The organism is Arthrobacter sp. STN4 (assembly GCF_024539665.1).
Taxonomy (GTDB): domain Bacteria; phylum Actinomycetota; class Actinomycetes; order Actinomycetales; family Micrococcaceae; genus Specibacter.
The window spans coordinates 57283-75634 of record NZ_JAKZGX010000001.1 but is presented as its reverse complement, the minus strand read 5'-3'; the positions used below and the strand labels follow the sequence as shown (position 1 = coordinate 75634).

Here is an 18352-nt window from a genome sequence, read left to right as displayed (position 1 = left end):
GCCCAGGGTCTCATCCAATGCGTCGCGCGGCCGCGTCTTGGAGGAGAGCCATGGAACCACGTGAAAAACCGTCGGGCCGCACCGCCACGTTTGACGCGCTGCGCCGCACCGTGGACGGCGGCCTGTTCGAGCCGGGCGAACCCGGCTACGGCGAACTCGCCACCCCGTGGAACCTTGCCGTGCTGACCAGCCCGGCCGCGGTCCTGGAAGCCGCCACCCCCGCCGATGTGGTCCGGGCCGTCCGCTTCGCCGCCGCCAACGGGCTCCCGGTTGCGGTCCAGGCCACCGGCCACGGCATCGCCAGCGACCTCGACGGCGCCCTGCTCATCCACACCCGCCGGCTGGACGGGTGCACGGTCAGCGCGGAGGGCTGGGCCCGCACCGGGGCCGGCGTCACCTGGAAAACCGTTCTCGCGGCCTGCGCGGAGCACGGCCTCGCCGGGCTGTGCGGCTCGGCGCCCGGCGTCAGCGTGGCCGGGTACACCAGTGGCGGGGGGATCGGCCCCATGGCACGGACGTTCGGCGCCGCCTCCGACCGGGTGCGCGCGTTCGACGTCGTCACCGGCGACGGCCGCCTGCGCCATGTCACCGCGGAAACCGAGCCGGACCTTTTCTGGGGCCTGCGCGGCGGAAAATCCTCCCTGGGCATCATCACCGCCACCGAATTCGATCTCCTGCCCCTGCCCGTCATATACGCCGGCGCACTGTTCTTCGGCGCGGAATCGGTCGCTGCGGCAACGCTCGCCTGGTCGGACTGGTGCCCCACCCTGCCACCCGGGGCCACCACGTCCCTTGCGCTCATGCAGCTGCCGCCCATGCCAAGGGTCCCCGAGGTGCTGGCCGGCAAGTTCACCGCGGCGGTCCGCTATGTTTACATCGGCAACCCGGACGACGGCGCCCGCTGGCTTGCGCCGATGCGCGCGGTGGGCGCGCCCCTCATCGATGCGGTGCGGGCAATGCCTTATTCCATGATCGGGCTGGTGCACTCGGACCCCGAGGACGCGCTGCCCGCGACCGAGGCGTCCTGCCTGTTGGCGGACTTTTCACCGGCGGCCGCCCAAACCCTGCTGGAGGCGGTGGGCCCGGGCACCAACTCCCCGCAGCTGCTCGTGGAAATCCGGCAGTTTGGCGGGGCCCTGTCCGAGGAGCCCCAGATCGCCAGTGCCCTGTGCCACCGGGGCGCCGCCTTTGGCCTGCACAGCGTGGGCGTCGCAGCCCCGCCGGAGCTGTCGGCCATCGCGGGCCACGCAGCGGGCATGAACGCCTCGATGGGCCGGTGGCACTTCGGGGCCAGCCTGCCGAACTTTTCGGCCTCAGGCGGTACGGCGGGGTTTGCCGACAGCTACACGCCCGAGGTGTTCGAACGGCTGACCCGGCTCGCCCGCCACTACGACCCCGATGCCCTGTTCCGGCTGGGCCAGGTGCCAGCGCGGTAAACTCGCACCAGGTACGCCCGGCGCCTCCGCCGGCACCATTGTCCCCAGGAGCGCCCGCTGTCCACGCCATCCACCCCGCCCCACGGGCCCGCACAACGTCCGGGCGGCGGCCGGCCCACGCCGGCCGCCGCCCGCCTGCTGGCCCGGGGCGGGGTGGTGGTCCACAAGGGACGGCTGGCGCTGCCCAACACGACCCTGACTCAGGAACAGGCCACGGTGGCGGACCTGCTGGCCGTCCGCGCCGCCCTGGACACCCACGGAATCCCCTACCTGCTGGTCCGGGGGAACGGGCAGGTTCCGGTGCTCGCCGTCGACAACGCCTTCCGCGGGGCCCTGAAGGACGCCCTGGTCCGGCACTTCGCCGATGAGCCGTTTTATGCGCGCAGCAAGGGCACGGTGAAATCTACCCTCCTGGTGGCGGATGGCGAGCTTTACGGCGACGGCAGGGCCCGGATCCTGCGCCTGTTCCGGCCGCGGCTGGAACCCGCGGGCGGGCTGTATTTCGGTGCGTCCGCCGGCGTCCAGCTGGAGCTGTGGACGTTCGGAAAGGGACAACTCAAGCTCCCCCGGGAGAACTCCCTGACCCGGCGGGTGGTCCGGACCGGGGACGTCCGGCGGGGCACGGTGGAGCTCCACGGCAAGTCCTGGCCCACCATCGAGGACATGTTTGCCAGCCACGCCTTTGACGTGCCCTTCCCGGTGGACATGGTCTTCAGCTGGGTGGACGGCAGCTCGGCGGAATATCAGTTGGCGCGGCGCGCGCAGGAGGCCGGTGCCGTGCTGGGTGAGGGCGACGCCCACGAAGCACGCTTCCGGCACGTCGACGAACTCAAATATGCGCTGCGCTCCATATACATGTTTGCGCCCTGGATCCGCACCATCCACATTGCCACGGACTCCCCCGCCCCTGCCTGGCTGGCCAGCCACCACCCCAGGGTCCGGCTGGTGCCCAGTGCCGAGCACTTTGCGGACCCGTCGGTGCTGCCCACCCACAATTCCATGGCCGTGGAATCCCAGCTGCACAACATCAAGGGACTTTCCGAATACTTCCTATATTCCAATGACGACATGTTTTTTGGCCGCCCCGTGGGCCCGGAGATGTTCTTCACCCCGGGCGGCATCACCCGGTTCATGCTCTCCCCGAACAGGATCGGGCTGGGCGGGAGCAGCCTTGAACGCAGCGGCTTTGAGAATTCCGCCAGGGTCAACAGGAAACTGCTGCGGGAGCGGTTTGGCCGGGTGGCCACGCGGCACCTGGAACATTCGGCGGCCCCGTTCCGCAAGTCGGTGATGGCGGAACTGGAGGCTGCCTTCCCCGAGGAATTTTCAGCCACGGCCGCCAGCCGCTTCCGCGCGGCGGGGAACGTTTCGGTGACCAATTCGCTGTACCACTACTACGCCCTGCTGACCGGCCGGGCCGTCATGCACGCCGATGGCAAAGGCAAGTACGTCGACACCACCACCCGCAAGGGCCTGGATTCCCTGGATCGTATCCTGGCGAAGCGCAACGCGGACTTCCTGTGCCTGAACGACGGCAGTTTTCCCGAGGTGGGCGAGGCAGAACGCCGGGCACGGCTCACCGATTTCCTGGAAAGGTATTTCCCGCTCAAGGCCCCTTGGGAAAGGTAGCCGCGCCTGCCAGCCCGAGCGCGGCCAGGATGAGCTGCTCGGGGCTTTCCGCGCCGGAGGCACCTGAACCGGCAGAGCCTTCAACGGCCTCCCTGTTGTTGGCGGAGACGGCCTCCACCACCTCGCTGCGGTGGATGGAGACATCGCGCGGGGCATCGATCCCGATGCGCACCCCTTCGCCGCGCCCGCCGTCGAGGACGGTCACCGTGATATTCCCGCCGATGACGATTTTCTCGCCGATCTTTCGTGTCAGTACCAGCATGCAGTTCCTTCCATGGATGTGCTGATGGGGGGGTGCAAAGCTATAGTTCGGGCGACGTGGCCGGGTACCCGTCAACCCAGCCCACCGGGTAGCCAAGTGCGTTCACGGTCTCCGGCGTGGCTGTCTCCGTCGAGCCGACCACGGCCAGCGCGTCCGGGGACGCATGCCAGGCTGCCTGCCGGACCCAGGCCTCGGTGTCCTCGGGCTTGTGCGCCGCATCCACCACCAGCCACAGCTGGTTGGGCCGGAGCGAGGAGAGGGCCTGCGGACTCGAGGCACCCCGCGCCCCGATACTGAATGCTATCAACAGCGGCTTGCCGTCCACCGCCGCGAGGGCCTGCACCTTCTGCACTTCCGCACTGTCAATGAGCACATGGCCCACACCGTTCGAGCGCACGTTCCCGGAGGTACGCAGCTCGGCCTGGCCGTCGAGCGCGCCGGCCATGCTCCAGGCTGTGCGCAGCGGCTGGTCGCGCAGCCCCACCAGCACCACCAGGTCCCCGGCCGCCGCAGCAAGCCGGGGCACGGCGGGCCGGGCCGGCGCAGGCTCCGGCCCCTCCACGGACCCGGCGGGCGACAGCTCCAGGGAGGTGCCGATCCGTTCGGTCAGCCGCCCCAGGATCGCATCGAAGCCGGGCTTTTCGGTGGAGACCTGCGTGCGCCGGACAGGGCCGCCGGGCCCGGCACTGTCCGCATCGTCCGCATCCGCCAACAGCTCCGCCAAGCCCCGCCGGCGGGCGTCCGGCCGTGGCCCGGCGGCCCTCCGCCGCGTATGCGCCGGTTTGTTCGACGCCGGACCGCCGTCCACCTCGACCGTCACCTCAAAGGAGGTGGTTGCGCCGAGCCCAAACAGCCCGCCGGTCTGGATGCGTTCGGCCCGGATGATCCGCGCCCGGTGCCCGTACGTGTCAAAGAGCTGCCAGCGCAGGGCCTCCAGGCTGTGGCCCCTAAGCTGAAATCGACTGGGCACCGCGTACCACTCCTACCGTCTCGATGGTGGGATTCCCGGCGGTTGCCTCGGTGTAGGACAGCACGGGAAGGCCCTTGATGCGTCCGGACACGAGCCGCCAGACGGCCGGGCGCAGGGCCGGTGCGCAGACCATGACCGGGTTGTGGCCGGCGGACTCCGCAGCGCCAAAGGTTTCCGTCGCGGACCCGAGGAACGACTCCAGGCGTGAGGGGTCCACCACGACCTGCGTGCCGAGCTCGGACGGGCGCAGCCCTTCAAGCAGCGACTGTTCCACGGTGGGGTCGATCATCAGCACGGCCAGCCGGCCGCCCTCAAGGTACTTGTCCGCGATGACGGGGCCAAGTCCGGCCCGGGCCGCCTCGATGAGCGTTTCGGGTTCCGTGCCCTTCTTCGCCTGCAGCGACAGGGCCTCGTAGATGCGGGGAAGGTCATTGATGGGCACCTGCTCCGCCAGCAGCCCCTGCAGCACGCGCTGCACCTCGCCCAGGGACAGCTGTCCGGGGACCAGCTCCTCCACGATCGACGGCGAGATGTCCTTGACGCCCTCGGTCAGCACACGCACGTCCTCGCGGCTGAGCAGGCGGGCCGCGTTGGCATTGACGATGGCGGAGAGGTGGGTGATGAGCACGGAGACTCGGTCAATCACGGTGGCGCCGGACATTTCGGCGCTGTGGCGCATTTCCGCCGGAATCCACTTGCCGGCCAGCCCGAACACCGGATCCACGGTGGGTGTGCCGGGCAGCGAGCCGAGCTGCTCGCCCAGGGCCAGGACCCGGCCGGCCGGTGCGGTGCCCCGCCCGGCCTCGACCCCGGCGATCCGGATCACATAGGTCGATGGCGGCAGCTCCACGTGGTCCCGGGTGCGCACCGGAGGCACCACCATGCCCAGCTCCATGGCCACCTTGTGCCGCAGCGCCTTGATCCGCGCCAGGAGGTCGTCCGCGGAGCCGGAGACCAGGTCCACCAGGTCGGTGGACAGCTGGATTTCCAGCGCCTGGACCCGCATCCGGCCAATGATGTCCTCCGTGGTTTCGGCCGGGGGCCCCGCCACCGCCTCAAGCTCCTTCGCTGCGGCTGCCTTCTGCTCTCCGGCCTTGACGCGCTGGCCGATGAACAGCAGCAGGGCGCCGACGGCCAGGAACAGGAGCACCGGCATGCCCGGAATCACGGACATGATGATCGCCGCGGTCCCGGACACGAGCAGGGCCGGGCGTGACTGCGTCAGCTGCAGGGCCGCCGTTGTGCCCATGTCGGATGAGGCGTTGGAGCGGGTGACGATCATGCCGGTGGCCACGGCCATGAGCAGTGCAGGGATCTGGGAGACCAGCCCGTCGCCCACGGACAGCAGCGAATACGTGTTGACGGCATCGCTGATGTCCAGGCCGCGCTGGAGCATGCCGATGGCGATGCCGCCGATCAGGTTGATGATGATAATGATGATGCCGACGATGGCGTCGCCCTTGACGAACTTGGAGGCGCCGTCCATCGCCCCGTAGAAGTCGGCCTCGGCGGAGACCTCCACACGGCGTTCCTTGGCCTCGACGTCGGTGATCAGGCCCGCGTTCAGGTCCGCGTCGATGGCCATCTGCTTGCCGGGCATGGCGTCGAGGGTGAAGCGGGCCCCCACCTCGGCCACGCGCTCGGCACCCTTGGTGACCACCACAAACTGGATGACCACCAGGATCAGGAAGATCACCCCGCCGATGATCAGGTTCCCCCCGACGGTGACCTGCCCGAACGCCTGGATCACCGCCCCGGCGTGGGCCTGCCCGAGCACCAGGCGGGTGGAGGCGACGTTGAGGCCCAGCCGGAACAGGGTGGCCACCAACAGCAGCGACGGGAACACCGAGAAGTCCAGCGGCTTCTTCACGAACATGCTGTTCATGAGCACCAGCAGCGCAAAGACAATGTTGATGATGATCAGGACGTCCAGCAGCACGGCCGGGATCGGGACCACCAGGAGCAGCACAATTCCCACCACCCCCATGGGGACGGCCAGCTTGGAGAAGTTGCGGTTCACGCGGGAATTCCTTTGCTCAGCTTGGTGGTGTCCAGTGCGTGTCCGGCCAGCGCGGGGCCAGGCGGGATGGCGGAACCGGCGGGCAGGATCTGGTGCATCCCGGCCGCCGAACCCCGCTTCTTCAGGGCCATGACAAACGCCAGGACGGCGGCCACCTGGTTGTACAGTTCCACCGGGATCTCCGCCCCCAGTTCGCAGGCGCCGTGCAGGGCCCGGGCCAGCGGAATGTCCCGGACCATGGGCACCTTCTTCGCCTCGGCCTCGGCCCTGATGCGCGCCGCCACCCGGTCCGCACCCTTGGCCACCACCCGCGGGGCGGACCTGCCCGGTTCGTACCGCAGCGCCACCGCCACATGCACGGGGTTGACGAGGACGACGTCGGCTCCCGCCACCGCACTCATCATGCGGCTGCGTGCCATGGCCAGCTGGCGCTGGCGCCGGGCGGACTTGATCATGGGATCCCCGTCGCTGGACTTGTTTTCATCCTTGACTTCCTTCTTGGTCATCCGCGTCTTTTTGCGGTTGCGCCGGGAGATGACGAACACGTCGGCGAGGGCCAGCAGCATGCCGGCAGCCACGGCGTACTGCACCAGCCGGGCCACGCCGCCGCCCGCTGCGCCCAGCAGCTCGGAAACCTGCAGCCCGCCCGCCTGCAACAGGGCCGGGACCAGGCCCTGGACCACCGTGTACAGGACCAGCCCGACGACGGCCGTCTTCAGCAGTGCCTTGGCCCCGTTCCACAGCGCCTGCGCGCCCGCAACGTTCTTGAGGCCCTTGAACACATCGAACTGCTCAAACCTGGGCTTGAACTTCTTGAAGCGGATCCCGCCCTGGACGGCGGCCGCGGCCGCCACCGCCGCGGCCACGGCAATCAGCAGGGGGCCAAGGATGCCGGCCAGCGTGCCCAGGGCATTTTCCAGGGCGCCCAACGCCACCAGCGGATCGGGATTCGCGGCCATCGTGGCAGCGGTGAACATTTGGTCCGCCAACGCGTTGGAGGCCCGGGCGATCACGCCGGGCAGCATGATGACGGCCGCGCCGACCCCCACCCAGGCGGTCAGGTCCTGGGAGCGGGACAGCTGCCCTTTTTCCCGGACCTCCTTCATCCGCCGCTCGGTGGCCTTTTCGGTCCGCTCCCCGCTCTCAGCCACGGGCGCCCGCCTTTGCAAGAAGGCCCAGGACGGTGGTGGCCAGGGACGGGACCACATGGCCCAGGCCCGTCACCAGCAGCCCGCCCAGTGCCAATGTGAGCATGATTTTCAGGGGGAAACCCATCGCGAAGGCGTTCAGGGCCGGTGCCACGCGGGTCAGCAGGCCCAGCCCGGCGTCGGCCAGGAACAGGACCACCAGCAGCGGGCCGGCGATCTGGACGGCCGCCAGGAACATGCCGGTGGTGGCGGTTGCGATGAGCTGGGCGGGGTGCGAGAGGTCCATGGCGGCGCCCACGGGGATCGCGTCAAAGGAACGGGCCAGCCCCCCAATGATCAGCTGGTAGCCGTCCGAGGCAAACAGCAGTGCCAGGGACGTGAGCTCGAACAGCCGGGTGAACTGGGCGCCGTTGACCATGGCCTGCGGGTCAAAGGCCTGGGCCATGGCAAAGCCGCCAAAGGTGTCCACCATGGCGCCGGCCGTCTGCACGGCCGCGAACACGAGGTACACCAGGAACCCCAGTGCCGCACCGGTCACCACTTCCAGCACCAGCGCCAGGATGAACGGGCCGGTGCCGCTGACGGCAGCCGCCACGGGCAGCCTGGCGGCCATCGCGACGGCCAGGCCCAGGGCCAGCATGCCCTTGATGCGCAGCGGGATGGCGTTGTAGGAGAACGGCGGGGCAATGGCAATGAAGGCCGTGATGCGCACTGCCGCAAGGAGGCAGCTTTCCAGCCAGGCGGGGTCAATCGGGATGTTCACGCCTCAGCCGCCCAGCAGCAGGGGGATTTTGTCGAAGAGGTCATGCGTGAACGTGACGATCTCCGTGATCATCCAGTGGCCGGCGACCACCAGGGCCAGCGCCACGCCCACCGCCTTCGGCACGAAGGAAAGCGTGGCCTCCTGGACCTGGGTGATGGACTGGAGCAGGGAGACGGCAAAGCCGATCACCAGGGCGGTCAGCAGGATCGGCGCGCACAGCTTGGCGGCCACCCACAGCGCCTGGACGGCAATGTTGAGGATCTCGGCGGTGTTCACGGCCCGCCCCCGTAGCTTTTGACCAGGGCGGTGATGATCAGGCCCCAGCCGTCCACCAGGATGAACAGCAGGATCTTGAACGGCAGGGAAATCATGACGGGCGGGAGCATCATCATGCCCATGGACATCAGGGCGGAGGCCACCACGATGTCGATGATCAGGAACGGGATGAAGATGACAAAGCCGATGATGAAGGCGCTGCGCAGCTCGGAGATCATGAACGCCGGGATCAGGGTCAGCATGGGCACCGCGTCCGGGCCGGCCGGGTTGTCCCGGCCGGCCGAGCGGGTCATCAGGGCAATGTCCGCCTCGCGGGTTTGCGGCAGCATGAAGTGCCGCAGCGGCCCGGAGGCGGCGTTGAAGGCGCCATTGACGTCAAGGTGGCCGTTCAGGTAGGGCTGCACGGCGGCGGTGTTGATGTCCACGAGTGTCGGGGACATGATGAACAGCGACAAAAAGAGGGCCAGCCCGGCCAGCACCTGGTTGGGCGGGATCGACGGCAGCCCCAGCGCGTTGCGGGCCATGGCCAAAACCACAAAGATCTTGGTGAATGACGTCATCATCAACAGCAGCGCCGGGGCCACGGACAGCAGCGTAATCCCGAGCAGGGTCACGATGGCCGAGCTGGGCTGCCCGTCGAGGCCGTTGACCGTGACGTTGACGCCGCCCGGGGTGGCAGGGGCCGTGGGATCGGTGGGAGGCACGGGGGCCGCCGGGTCGCCGGGCGCCATGACGGCCACCGCGTGGGCCGCGGCGGAAAATACCAGTTGGAAGGCAAAAAGGGCGCCCAGGAGGAGTCCGAGCATCACCGCCGCCCTGCCCCAGCGGCGCAGGGTGACGGAGTGGGTGTTCACAGATTCAGGCCCTTGCGCACGGCCGCCCCTGCCTGCTGCCAGGTCCCGGGCGAGAGGATGGAACCGGCCAGCGGGTCCGGCCGCGGCCGATGGTGACGGGCGCGCAAGGGGAAGGGCCCGGCGTCGTCCATCCCGGCCCGGCGGCTGACGGCGGCGCGCAGCGGGCGCTCAAAATCCGGCACGTCCACGGGTGCGGGTTCCGGCGCGGGACCTTCGTGCAGGACGCTGACGGCCTGTTCGGTCACGCCGAGCAGGAAGCGCCGGCCGCCGGCGTCCACCACCACCACGGATGCCTTTTGGCCCACACTGCGCCGGCTGACCACGGAGAGGTCCGTTTCCGCGGCGGAGCGCCCGCCCTTGGAGAGGCGTTTTTGGGCCAGCCACAGCAGCACCACCACCACGGCCAGGGACAGTCCCACCCGCAGGACCAGCAGGAGCGTCTCCACTTAGCCGACCGTCTCCGGCGCGTCCAGGATCTTCGTGACGCGTACGCCGTACTCCTGGTCCACCACCACGACTTCACCGTGCGCTATGAGGCGCCCGTTGAGCAGGATGTCGGCCGGGGCGCCGGCCGAGCGGTCCAGGTCCACCACGTCGCCCGGTTCCAGGGAAAGCAGCTCGGCCACGGTCATGCGGGTGCGGCCGATGACCACGGAAAGGGCCATTTCGACGTCGTGGATGCGGCCCAGCTTCCCGGCGCCCACCTCGGCCACGCCAGTCGATGGCCGGCCACCGGCGTCCCTGATCCGCAGGGCGAACCAGGCGAAGGGCTCGCCGGCGCCCCGTTCGGCGAGCCGGTACACGGCTGTTTCGGCGTCGGCGAACAGCGCAGCGCGGCCGTTGTTGGCCACGTCGCCCAGCACCCCCGTACCGAGGGATTCGGCCGCCGCTTCCAGGGCCGGACGCAGCACATCGGCCAGGGAAACGGCGGCCGGACCGCCGGCGGCCCGGACGGTGTCCGCCGTGGCGGACGGCAGGGCGAGGGCCAGTTCAGCGGACACGGCACCGAGGTAGTCGGCGGCCACAATGGCCAGCCCGGCCACCGGGGCTTCCCCGGAGGCCGCAGGCCACAGCATGCATTCAAGGGGGGCGCCGGCGGGCAGCAGCGCCGCGAGGGCGTCCACGGCCGCGGCCTGCAGCCTAAGGGTGGGTGTCACGGGGCGTTCTCCTCGGTAGTCACAATTTTTCCTGCCTGCCTGGATCCATGCGTTACCCCCACGGCCCGGGCCACCGTCTTCCCATCCAGGGTCAGGCTGAACGGCCGCCCCACGGGATGGGGCAGCGGCAGCAGCTCCCCCACGGCCAGGTTGAGGACCGCGCGGGCTGTCACCTGCACCGGCGCCAGCTCCATGGCCACATCCACCGGCACCTGGGACACCTGGCGGCGCAGCAGGGACGCCGCGCCCGGCGCATCCGCTTCCGTGTTGTCGGCATCGAGTTGGGACAGGACGGCCCGGGCGGGGAGGGCAACGGAAACGCGCCAGGAACTGCCACCGCTTGTCAGCATGAATCCGGCCACAATCATCAAGGTGCCGGTGGCTGCCGCCTGGGCCGTCCGGGCGTTGAAATGCATCCCTTCCACCTGTAGCCGGGAGGCCAGCAGCGTTCCGAAGGAGTAGGCCAGTGCGTCGAGGGCGTCCACGGTGATCCGCCGGACCAGCTCCTGCTCCATGTCGGTCAGCTTCCGGAACGCCGGCGCGCCACCACCGGTTCCGCCAAGCATGCACGCCACCCAGGACAGGGCCGCCTCGGCGGGAAACTGCAAGACACCCTTCGCCTCGTCCCCGTCCAGCGCCACCAACACCATGGCTGTGTCCTCCGGCAGGGATGCGGCGTAGTCGTCATAGGCGGCCATTGTGAGGCGGTCGGCGGCCAGGGAACACGGTGACCCGGTCCGGGCAGCCAGCTGCGTGGCCCACTGGCGGGCAAAGGTTTCAAACACCAGTTCCAGCCGGCGTGCATGCCCGCGCTGCAACGTGGCCGGGCGGCGGAAGTCGTAGGGTTCCACGGCGCGTTCCAGCCCGGATCCGGACAGGGCTGGGCGAAGGGTCAGTGCGGGCACATCCGGCACTATCGGCAGCACCCGCCCGGACGTTAGGGCCGGTTCGCCCTGACTTTCAGGGCGTCCGGAATCAAGGCGCGGACATCTTCCGCCTGGTTGGACAGCACCACGATGTCCACCCGCCGGTTGAGTTCGCGCAGCGCCTCGGTGGAGTCGTCGTTGACCTGCCGGGCGGAGCCGTACCCCACGGCTCCCACATGTCCGCCGGGGATGCCGCCGTGTTCCACGAGGTTGCGCAGGACCGCCACGGCGCGTTCGGCGGACAGCTCCCAGACGGACGGGAAGCCGGTGATGGCGTTGGCGGCATGGCCCTCCACGGAGATTTCCAGCCTGGCTTCGCGCAGCTCGGGTGAGATGGCGGCCAGGACCCGCTGCGCCGTCGTCGTCAGGTCCGGGCTGTCGGCAAGAAAGAAGGTCTGGGAGCCCACCAGCTTGACGGTCAGCCCGCGCTGGTCGATGGAGAAGTCAACATTCCCTGCCAGGCCCTTGCCGGCCAGGCTGGACTGCATGGACCGGCGCAGGGCGTCCAGCTTGTCCACCTCGCCCAGGGCAAGAACCAGCTTGTCCTTGCTGAGCGTGCCGTCCTTGCCGACGTCCTGGGGCGGGACCACCACACCCTTGGCGGTGTCGACCTTGCCGACATTGACCTGGCCGAATCCGGTGGCGAGCGAGTCCTTGAGCTGGGTGAACTTTTCGCTGTCCACGGAGGACATGGCGTACAGGACGATGAACATGCACATCAGCACGGTGACCATGTCCATGTAGGAAGCCATCCAGCGTTCATCGTTGTGGCTGCCTGGCTGCCCGCCACGGCGCCTGCCACGCCGGCCACGGCCGGTGCTCACGCGGCGGACTTCAGACGGTCGTTGTCCCCCGGCTTGGCCGCAGCCTTCGGTGATCGCCTCCGGTGTTCCGGGACCATGGCGGTGAGTCGTTCGCGCAAAAGGGTCGGCTGGGAGCCTGCCTGGACGGCCAGGACCCCTTCCATGACCAGGTTCATCCTGTCCCCTTCCAGTTCGGAGAGCCTCGCGAGCCGCGCCGCGATGGGCAGCCACATGAAGTTGGCGGTCAGCAGGCCCCACAGTGTGGCCACGAAGGCGCTGGCGATCATCGGGCCCAGCGTGCTGGGCGTGGACAGGTTTTCAAGCACGTGTGTCAGCGATACCACCGTGCCAATGATCCCGACCGTCGGGGCATAGCCGCCCAGCGACTGGAAGAACCGCGACGCAATGCTGTCTGTCTTCATCTTGGTGTCGATGGCGTCGTCGAGCAGGTCCCGCAGTTCATCGCCGTCGGTGCCGTCGGCAATGTTTTGCAGGGCATCGCGGAGAAAGGCGTCGCCGGTCTTGGCGGCATCCTCTTCCAGGGACAGCAGGCCTTGCCGCCGTGCCTTCTCAGCGAGGCGGACCACTGTCTCAATGCTGTCCATCGGCTTCACCGGCTTGGCAGTGAAGGCCTTGGGCAGCGACTTGAAGGAGTGCAGGAAGTCCTTGAAGGTGGACCCGGCCATGCCGACGGCGGTGGTGCCGACAATGACGAGCAGCATCGGCGGCAGCAACAGGATGCTGCCCACCGTGGAGCCCTCGAGGTTGATCATGGCCACGAGTGAGCCGAAGGCGATGATTATGCCGATGAGTGTTGCCGGATCCATGGTCTACTGCCTGCCAGTGGTGGTTCCGCCGGCCGGGCCTGCGGGATGAATGACGCTCAGCCTGGACGAGGTTCGCCCGCCGGCGGGGGAATCTTCGTCGCCCGGGTCGTTGTAGGCGGTCGAAATGACGTGTGCGCGGAAACGGACAATCTTTTCAATGACCTCTTCCATGCTTTCGGTGACGATGAACCGTGCGCCGTCGGCCATGACAAGCGTGGTGTCCGGGGCTTCGAAGATGCGCTCGACGAGGTCCGGGTTCACCGCAAAGTGGCACCCGTCCAGCCGGGTCACTACTATCATCGGCGCATCCTTTTCCCGTAACGCCATGGCATCAACCATGTACAGCCCCCACTGTCGGCCGCCCCGCCCCGGCCGTTAGGGGCAGGGCGGGGCGTGGCAGGACGGGGGTCAACGCTTGAGCTGCGTGAGTTCCTGCAACACCTCGTCGGAAGTGGTGATGATGCGTGCGTTGGCCTGGAAGCCGCGCTGGGCCACGATCAGGTTGGTGAACTCCTGGGACAGGTCCACATTGGACATTTCCACGTAGCCGCTGGTGAGCTCGCCGAAGCCGCCCTGTCCGGCCACACCGATGGTGGCTGTCCCGGAGGCCGCGGTGGCCCGGTAGCCGGAGGAGCCGGTTTTTTCCAGGCCTTCGGGATTGGTGAAGTTCGCCAGGGCAACCTGGCCTATGACCATGTTTTCCCCATTCGTGAAGGTCCCCGTCAGGGTGCCGTCGGTGCCCATGGCAAACGATTCCAGGGTGCCGGCCGCGTTGCCGTCGTGGCTCGTCACGGCGGCCGTGGTGGACCCGGCGTTCCCCGTCAGCGCAGACATGTCCACGGCGATGCCGCCAACGGTGAGCGCGCCGCCGCCGGTGAGCCTGCCGTTGGCAAAGGTGAGGTTGCCGGCACCCGTCGCACCGTTGTCGTCCGCCGCGGCCACGTCCCAGCCGGCCGCGGTCTTGGTGAAGCTCAGGGCCAGGTTGCGCGCCGCGCCGGTGGTGTCGAAGGCCCGGACGTCCCGTACCACCGTGGCGCCCGCCGCAGCATCACTGGGCAGGTTTCCGCCCAGCACGGCCTTGGTGGTGGCGGCGGCGGGCGCCACCATGTCCTTGGAGATCCGGATCGCTCCGAGGGCGCCGCCGGAGTTGACCTGGCCGTTGGTGGCTGCCCAGCCCTGCAGCAGGGCCCCGTCCGGGGACACGAGACGGCCGCGCGAGTCAAGGTCGAAGGCGCCGGCCCGGGCATAGGACTGCTGGCCGCGCTTGCTGGTGATGAAGAAGCCGTCGCCGGAGATCATCATGTCCGTGGACCGGCCCGTGGCCTGCGAAGAGCCCTGGGCGAAGTTTGTTGACACGGCGGCAACCTGGACGCCCAGGCCCACCTGCGCGGCGTTGCTGCCGCCGGTGGCCTCCTGCGCCGCGGAGCCGGAGCGGGTCAGCTGGGACAGCGTGTCCTGGAATTGCACGCTGGAACCCTTGAACCCGGCCGTGTTGACGTTGGCGATGTTGTTGCCGGTGACGTCGAGCATGGTCTGGTGTGCGCGGAGGCCGGAAATGCCCGAATACAGTGAGCGAAGCATGGGTGAAGCCTTTCTAGGCGGGTAATGGATTAGGGTGCGGTGATGCCGGAGAGGGTGTCCAGCGGGATGCTGAATCCACCCACGTTGACCTGTGGGACGCCCTGCGCGAAGGAAACGGAGCTGGCGACGCCGGTGTGGGGCGTGCCGTCCTTGTCCGCCCAGGAAACGCGGGTCCCGAGCAGTGCGGCCGCAGCGGTGCGCATCTGCAGCGAAAAATTCTCCGTGGCCGTCTTGTCCAGGCTGGTCAGCTTTTCCATGGTGGCCAGCTGGGTGGTTTGGGAGATCATCTGGTTGGTGTCCATGGGCGAGGACGGGTCCTGGTTGCGCAGCTGGGTCACGAGCAGGTTCATGAACACTTCCTGGTCCATTTCCTGCTTCGGCGCGCGCACCGGGGTGGTGCTGAAGACGGCCTCGGCCGCAGCGGCCGGGGCAAGGGGTTCGATGCTGATGGTGTGCTCCTGTTCTAAACCGTGATGTCCAGGTTTCCGGCGTACGACGCCGTGATGTCCGGCCGGGCGGCCGCCCTGCCCCTGCCTTCTGCCGCGGGGGCGGCGGGCTCCCCTGCCGTCCCCGGCCTGCCCGCCGTGGTGCCCGGCGGTGCGGCACCGTGCCCGCTGAAGGCATGCTGGCCCGTCGAGCTGCCCAGTGAACTGGAAAGCTGGAGCGAGGCCGTCACCCCCTGGCCGGCCAGGTCGCGCCGAAGGTCCGGGAGGATCTGCCGCAGCCCGTCCCGTCCGGCGTCGGTGGCGGCAAGCAGCTCAATCCGGACGCCGTCAACGCCCAGGTGGGCCAGCACCGTGACCGGGCCCAGGGAATCGGGCGCCACCTGCACCGTCATGACGTTGGTGCCGGCCTGCCCCGTGGCCAGCTGGAACAACGGCCGTGCGAGCTGCCCGGCCAGCGGCGGGTGCACCGCAGGCGCCTGCAGCGCCGCGGCGGGCGCCGCCACCGCCCCGGCCGCGGCCGCGGGCCGTGGGGGAGCCGGCGGGGCCACGCCCTGGCTGCCCGCCTGCGCCGTATCCTGCGCCGTTTTCCGCACTGCGGGAGGAACTGCAGCGTCGCCGTCCTTGTGTCCCGGTCCCGTGGCCGGGACAATCACGTCAGGTGCCGCAGAAGGGACTCCGGAAGGGATTGCCGCTGGCAAGGCGGGCATGGGGCGCGCAACGGAAACGGCATTCGAGGGCAGGCCGCCCGCCGGGCTGCCGGGCACCCGGCCGCCCGCGGCAAGGCCGCCGGCTGTGGAGGCCCCGGTTGCCGCGGCAGCCACACCTGCCTGCCGTTCCGGCGCCGCACCTTCACGGCGGCCCGCGGCCGCGGCGGCAGGTCCCGCACCGGTCGCCGTGGCCGCGGCAGCACCCGCTGCAGCCGCCCCGCCGGTGCCCGCGGTTCCGGTACCAGAAATTCCGGGCCGGGCAGTTTCCGGGCCGGGCGGTGCCTGGGCCGGCAGGCCTGCGGCCGCGCCTCCCGGCAGGGTGTCCGAGCCAGGCAAACACGTGGCCACGGAGGCATCCACTGCGGAAGACGGCCCGACAGTTCCGGCGGCGGTACCGCCACCAGCGCCAGCACCTGCTCCAGCACCTGCTCCAGCGGCCGCTGCCACCGAGCAAGCCACTGCGGCAGCCAGGGTGGGCGGCGGCATGGCGCCCAACCCTGCAGCCCCGGGACCGGGCGTGCCCAAACCCGCTGGGTCCGGACCGGCAGCCCCAGTACCGGCAGCCCCAGTACCGACAGCCACGGACCGGGGTGCCGGCCGCCGCCGCAGTGCAGCAGTGCCGGCGGTGCCTGTGGCGTCTTTGGCGCCTGTGGCGCCTGTGGCGTCTTTCAGGCTTGCCAGGAAGGCCTGGCCGCCACCCCGGTTGCCCGCGCCGCGGTTCGCCCTTCCCCCAGCCGCCAGGTCAGCCGAAGGAGCCAGGTCGATGCGCACGCCGGCTACGGCCGCGGTCACTGCGGCCCCGTCCGGCGGGCGGTGGCCAGCTCGTCCAGGAAGTGCTGTTCGGCTGCCAAATCTGCCCGGCTGCCAGCCTGCCGGTGGCGTTCGGCCAGCTTTTCCAGGGTGCTGGCGGCGGTCTTGGCCGCGACGAGCTCAGCCTCGGCGGTTTCCGCCTCGGCCGCCATGGCCGTGCCGAGGCCCTGGAGCTCCAGCAGAATGCTGCGCGAGGCCGCGCGGGATGCCGCTGCAGCGGTGAGTGCCGTGGCGGAGCCGGCCTCCGCCGTCGTCTGCGCCAATTCACCCCAGGCGGCGGCCGTCCGCGAGGCATGCGTGCGGCGGTTGGCGTTGGCGCGGGCCAGGCCGGCGGCGGCCTGGTCCTCCTGCAACTTGCGGAAACGCAGCAGGGCGGCGAGCCGGAACGTCTTGGTCATGGAAGTCCTCCAAACATCTCAACGAGGCCACGCAGTTCCGCCCAGGCATCGCCGGCCGGGACCTGCCGGCCAAGGTCCTGCCGAAGAAAGCCGTTGATGGCCGTCTCACGCAGCAAGGCAGCATCCACCAGCGGGTTGGAGCCGGGGTGGTAGGCCCCGACGTCAATCAGGTCCTGGGCGCCCCGGCGTGCGGCCAGGACGCGGCGCAGGACGCCGGCGTCGTACTTTTGTTCAGGGGTGCACACCTTGGAAGCCACCCGGGAGATCGATGCGAGCGCGTCCACGGAGGGAAAATGCCCGGCCACCGCAAGCCTGCGCTCCAGCACAATGTGCCCGTCCAGGATGGAACGCACGGCGTCGGCAATGGGCTCGTTGTGGTCGTCGCCGTCCACCAGGACCGTGTATATGCCCGTCACCGAACCGGCCTTGCCGGTGCCGGCGCGCTCCAGCAGCCTGGCCAGCATGGAAAAGGTCGACGGCGGGTAGCCGCGGGTGGCGGGCGGCTCACCGACGGACAGGCCAATCTCCCGCTGGGCCATGGCCACGCGGGTCAGCGAGTCCATCATCAGCATGACGTCGGCGCCCGAGTCGCGGAAGGACTCGGCAATCCGGGTGGCGGTGAAGGCGGCGCGCATCCTCACCAGGGCCGGTTCATCGCCCGTCGCCACCACCACGATGGACCGGGCCAGGCCCTCGGGGCCGAGGTCGTCCTCGAGGAATTCGCGCACTTCCCGGCCGCGCTCCCCCACCAGCGCAATCACGGACACTTCGGCCTCGGTGCCGCGGGCGATCATGGACAGCAGTGAGGACTTGCCGACGCCGGAACCGGCAAACAGTCCCATGCGCTGCCCGCGGCCGATCGTGGCCAGCGTGTCCATGACCTTTACTCCGGTGCCCAGCGGCTCCTGGATCCGGGCCCGTTCCATGGAGTTGGGGGCGTTGTTGTCCAAGGGGACGCCGGTGCCGGAATCCAGCGGGCCCTTGCCGTCAATGGGCCGCCCCAGCCCGTCCAGGACCCGCCCCAGCAGGCCGCGGCCGGTGGGCACCAGCAGCGGCTCGGGCCGGGCGCGCACCAAGGCGCCCCGGGCCAGGCCGGCCATGGGTCCCAGCGGCATGATGGACAGGCCGTCACGGCCCACGGCCACCACCTCCGCGTCCATCGACGGTTCCCCGGCCCGTCCGGAAATGCGCACCAGGTCGCCGACGGCGCAGCGCAGCCCGCTGACCTGTGCCGTCAGGCCGACGACGGCGGTCACTGTGCCCACCCGTTGGGGTGCGGCGGCGCGCAGCGCGGCGGCGAACCGGCCGGCGCCGGGTTCGGTGAGGGTGGCTGGCAGAG

At 69.6% G+C, this 18352-nt stretch carries 20 protein-coding genes; 2 read left to right on the top strand and 18 right to left on the bottom strand.

Translation table 11 applies throughout. From position 1 onward, the window contains the following. Window positions 1–50: 50 nt before the first annotated feature. Together MMF96_RS00385 and MMF96_RS00380 are read left to right on the top strand one after the other, a co-directional pair. Window positions 51–1436: an FAD-binding oxidoreductase gene (locus tag MMF96_RS00385; RefSeq protein WP_256882199.1), complete on the top strand. Its 1386-nt coding sequence runs from the start codon at window positions 51–53 to the stop codon at window positions 1434–1436. A 135-nt stretch (window positions 1437–1571) separates the two neighbouring features. Continuing rightward, the gene (locus MMF96_RS00380) at window positions 1572–3065 is read left to right on the top strand and encodes a stealth conserved region 3 domain-containing protein (RefSeq protein ID WP_306295635.1); all 1494 of its coding nucleotides are present in this window, start codon (window positions 1572–1574) and stop codon (window positions 3063–3065) included. Here MMF96_RS00380 and csrA read toward each other — a convergent pair. From csrA to MMF96_RS00290, 18 genes are all read right to left on the bottom strand, one after another. Beyond that, window positions 3043–3327, bottom strand: a complete 285-nt coding sequence (gene csrA, locus MMF96_RS00375) for a carbon storage regulator CsrA (RefSeq protein WP_256882197.1) — start codon at window positions 3325–3327, stop codon at window positions 3043–3045. The genes MMF96_RS00380 and csrA overlap by 23 nt on opposite strands. 40 nt (window positions 3328–3367) lie before the next feature. Further along, complete coding sequence (locus MMF96_RS00370) at window positions 3368–4297, bottom strand: hypothetical protein (RefSeq protein WP_256882196.1); 930 nt, start codon at window positions 4295–4297, stop codon at window positions 3368–3370. Then, window positions 4275–6284, bottom strand: coding sequence for a flagellar biosynthesis protein FlhA (locus MMF96_RS00365; RefSeq protein WP_306295634.1), 2010 nt, complete (start codon window positions 6282–6284; stop codon window positions 4275–4277). The genes MMF96_RS00370 and MMF96_RS00365 overlap by 23 nt, the downstream gene beginning before the upstream one ends. A gap of 29 nt (window positions 6285–6313) precedes the next feature. Further along, the gene (locus MMF96_RS00360) at window positions 6314–7468 is read right to left on the bottom strand and encodes an EscU/YscU/HrcU family type III secretion system export apparatus switch protein (protein ID WP_256882194.1); all 1155 of its coding nucleotides are present in this window, start codon (window positions 7466–7468) and stop codon (window positions 6314–6316) included. Beyond that, entirely contained in the window at window positions 7461–8228 is a 768-nt protein-coding gene (locus MMF96_RS00355) for a flagellar biosynthetic protein FliR (RefSeq protein ID WP_256882193.1), read from the bottom strand. The genes MMF96_RS00360 and MMF96_RS00355 overlap by 8 nt, the downstream gene beginning before the upstream one ends. Before the next feature lie 3 nt (window positions 8229–8231). Next, entirely contained in the window at window positions 8232–8504 is a 273-nt protein-coding gene (gene fliQ, locus MMF96_RS00350) for a flagellar biosynthesis protein FliQ (RefSeq protein ID WP_256882192.1), read from the bottom strand. Continuing rightward, the gene (gene fliP / locus MMF96_RS00345; protein ID WP_375141391.1) at window positions 8501–9310 is read right to left on the bottom strand and encodes a flagellar type III secretion system pore protein FliP; all 810 of its coding nucleotides are present in this window, start codon (window positions 9308–9310) and stop codon (window positions 8501–8503) included. The genes fliQ and fliP overlap by 4 nt, the downstream gene beginning before the upstream one ends. A 44-nt stretch (window positions 9311–9354) precedes the next feature. Further along, window positions 9355–9804, bottom strand: coding sequence for a flagellar biosynthetic protein FliO (fliO, locus tag MMF96_RS00340; protein WP_256882191.1), 450 nt, complete (start codon window positions 9802–9804; stop codon window positions 9355–9357). After that, on the bottom strand, window positions 9805–10515 hold the full coding sequence (fliN, locus tag MMF96_RS00335; protein WP_256882190.1) for a flagellar motor switch protein FliN: 711 nt from the start codon (window positions 10513–10515) through the stop codon (window positions 9805–9807). Further along, window positions 10512–11420, bottom strand: a complete 909-nt coding sequence (locus MMF96_RS00330) for a flagellar motor switch protein FliM (protein ID WP_256882189.1) — start codon at window positions 11418–11420, stop codon at window positions 10512–10514. Before MMF96_RS00330 ends, fliN begins: the two co-directional genes overlap by 4 nt. Window positions 11421–11452: 32 nt before the next feature. After that, window positions 11453–12265 (bottom strand): flagellar motor protein MotB, encoded by an 813-nt coding sequence (locus tag MMF96_RS19715; protein WP_256882188.1) that lies wholly within the window; start codon window positions 12263–12265, stop codon window positions 11453–11455. Beyond that, on the bottom strand, window positions 12262–13071 hold the full coding sequence (locus MMF96_RS00320) for a motility protein A (protein WP_256882187.1): 810 nt from the start codon (window positions 13069–13071) through the stop codon (window positions 12262–12264). Before MMF96_RS00320 ends, MMF96_RS19715 begins: the two co-directional genes overlap by 4 nt. A gap of 3 nt (window positions 13072–13074) precedes the next feature. Then, the gene (locus tag MMF96_RS00315; RefSeq protein WP_256882186.1) at window positions 13075–13371 is read right to left on the bottom strand and encodes a flagellar FlbD family protein; all 297 of its coding nucleotides are present in this window, start codon (window positions 13369–13371) and stop codon (window positions 13075–13077) included. Between the two features lie 108 nt (window positions 13372–13479). Next, on the bottom strand, window positions 13480–14652 hold the full coding sequence (locus MMF96_RS00310; protein ID WP_256882185.1) for a flagellar hook protein FlgE: 1173 nt from the start codon (window positions 14650–14652) through the stop codon (window positions 13480–13482). A gap of 29 nt (window positions 14653–14681) precedes the next feature. After that, a complete protein-coding gene (locus tag MMF96_RS00305; RefSeq protein WP_256882184.1) occupies window positions 14682–15020 on the bottom strand; it encodes a flagellar hook assembly protein FlgD in 339 nt (112 codons plus the stop codon). A 95-nt stretch (window positions 15021–15115) separates the two neighbouring features. Then, on the bottom strand, window positions 15116–16153 hold the full coding sequence (locus MMF96_RS00300; RefSeq protein ID WP_256882183.1) for a flagellar hook-length control protein FliK: 1038 nt from the start codon (window positions 16151–16153) through the stop codon (window positions 15116–15118). Between the two features lie 440 nt (window positions 16154–16593). After that, a complete protein-coding gene (locus MMF96_RS00295; protein ID WP_256882182.1) occupies window positions 16594–17013 on the bottom strand; it encodes a flagellar export protein FliJ in 420 nt (139 codons plus the stop codon). Further along, entirely contained in the window at window positions 17010–18350 is a 1341-nt protein-coding gene (locus MMF96_RS00290; protein WP_306295626.1) for a FliI/YscN family ATPase, read from the bottom strand. Before MMF96_RS00290 ends, MMF96_RS00295 begins: the two co-directional genes overlap by 4 nt. Window positions 18351–18352: the final 2 nt, after the last annotated feature.

What these genes read in the sequence shown, in the direction of transcription:
- MMF96_RS00310 (WP_256882185.1), bottom strand. Translation starts at nt 14,652, where the DNA reads ATGCTTCGCTCACTGTATTCGGGCATTTCCGGCCTCCGCGCACACCAG.
- MMF96_RS00365 (WP_306295634.1), bottom strand. Translation starts at nt 6,284, where the DNA reads ATGGGGGTGGTGGGAATTGTGCTGCTCCTGGTGGTCCCGATCCCGGCC.
- fliP (WP_375141391.1), bottom strand. Translation starts at nt 9,310, where the DNA reads ATGCTCGGACTCCTCCTGGGCGCCCTTTTTGCCTTCCAACTGGTATTT.
- csrA (WP_256882197.1), bottom strand. Translation starts at nt 3,327, where the DNA reads ATGCTGGTACTGACACGAAAGATCGGCGAGAAAATCGTCATCGGCGGG.
- MMF96_RS00305 (WP_256882184.1), bottom strand. Translation starts at nt 15,020, where the DNA reads ATGGACCAGGAAGTGTTCATGAACCTGCTCGTGACCCAGCTGCGCAAC.
- MMF96_RS00320 (WP_256882187.1), bottom strand. Translation starts at nt 13,071, where the DNA reads ATGGATCCGGCAACACTCATCGGCATAATCATCGCCTTCGGCTCACTC.
- MMF96_RS00295 (WP_256882182.1), bottom strand. Translation starts at nt 17,013, where the DNA reads ATGACCAAGACGTTCCGGCTCGCCGCCCTGCTGCGTTTCCGCAAGTTG.
- MMF96_RS00315 (WP_256882186.1), bottom strand. Translation starts at nt 13,371, where the DNA reads ATGATAGTAGTGACCCGGCTGGACGGGTGCCACTTTGCGGTGAACCCG.
- MMF96_RS00385 (WP_256882199.1), top strand. Translation starts at nt 51, where the DNA reads ATGGAACCACGTGAAAAACCGTCGGGCCGCACCGCCACGTTTGACGCG.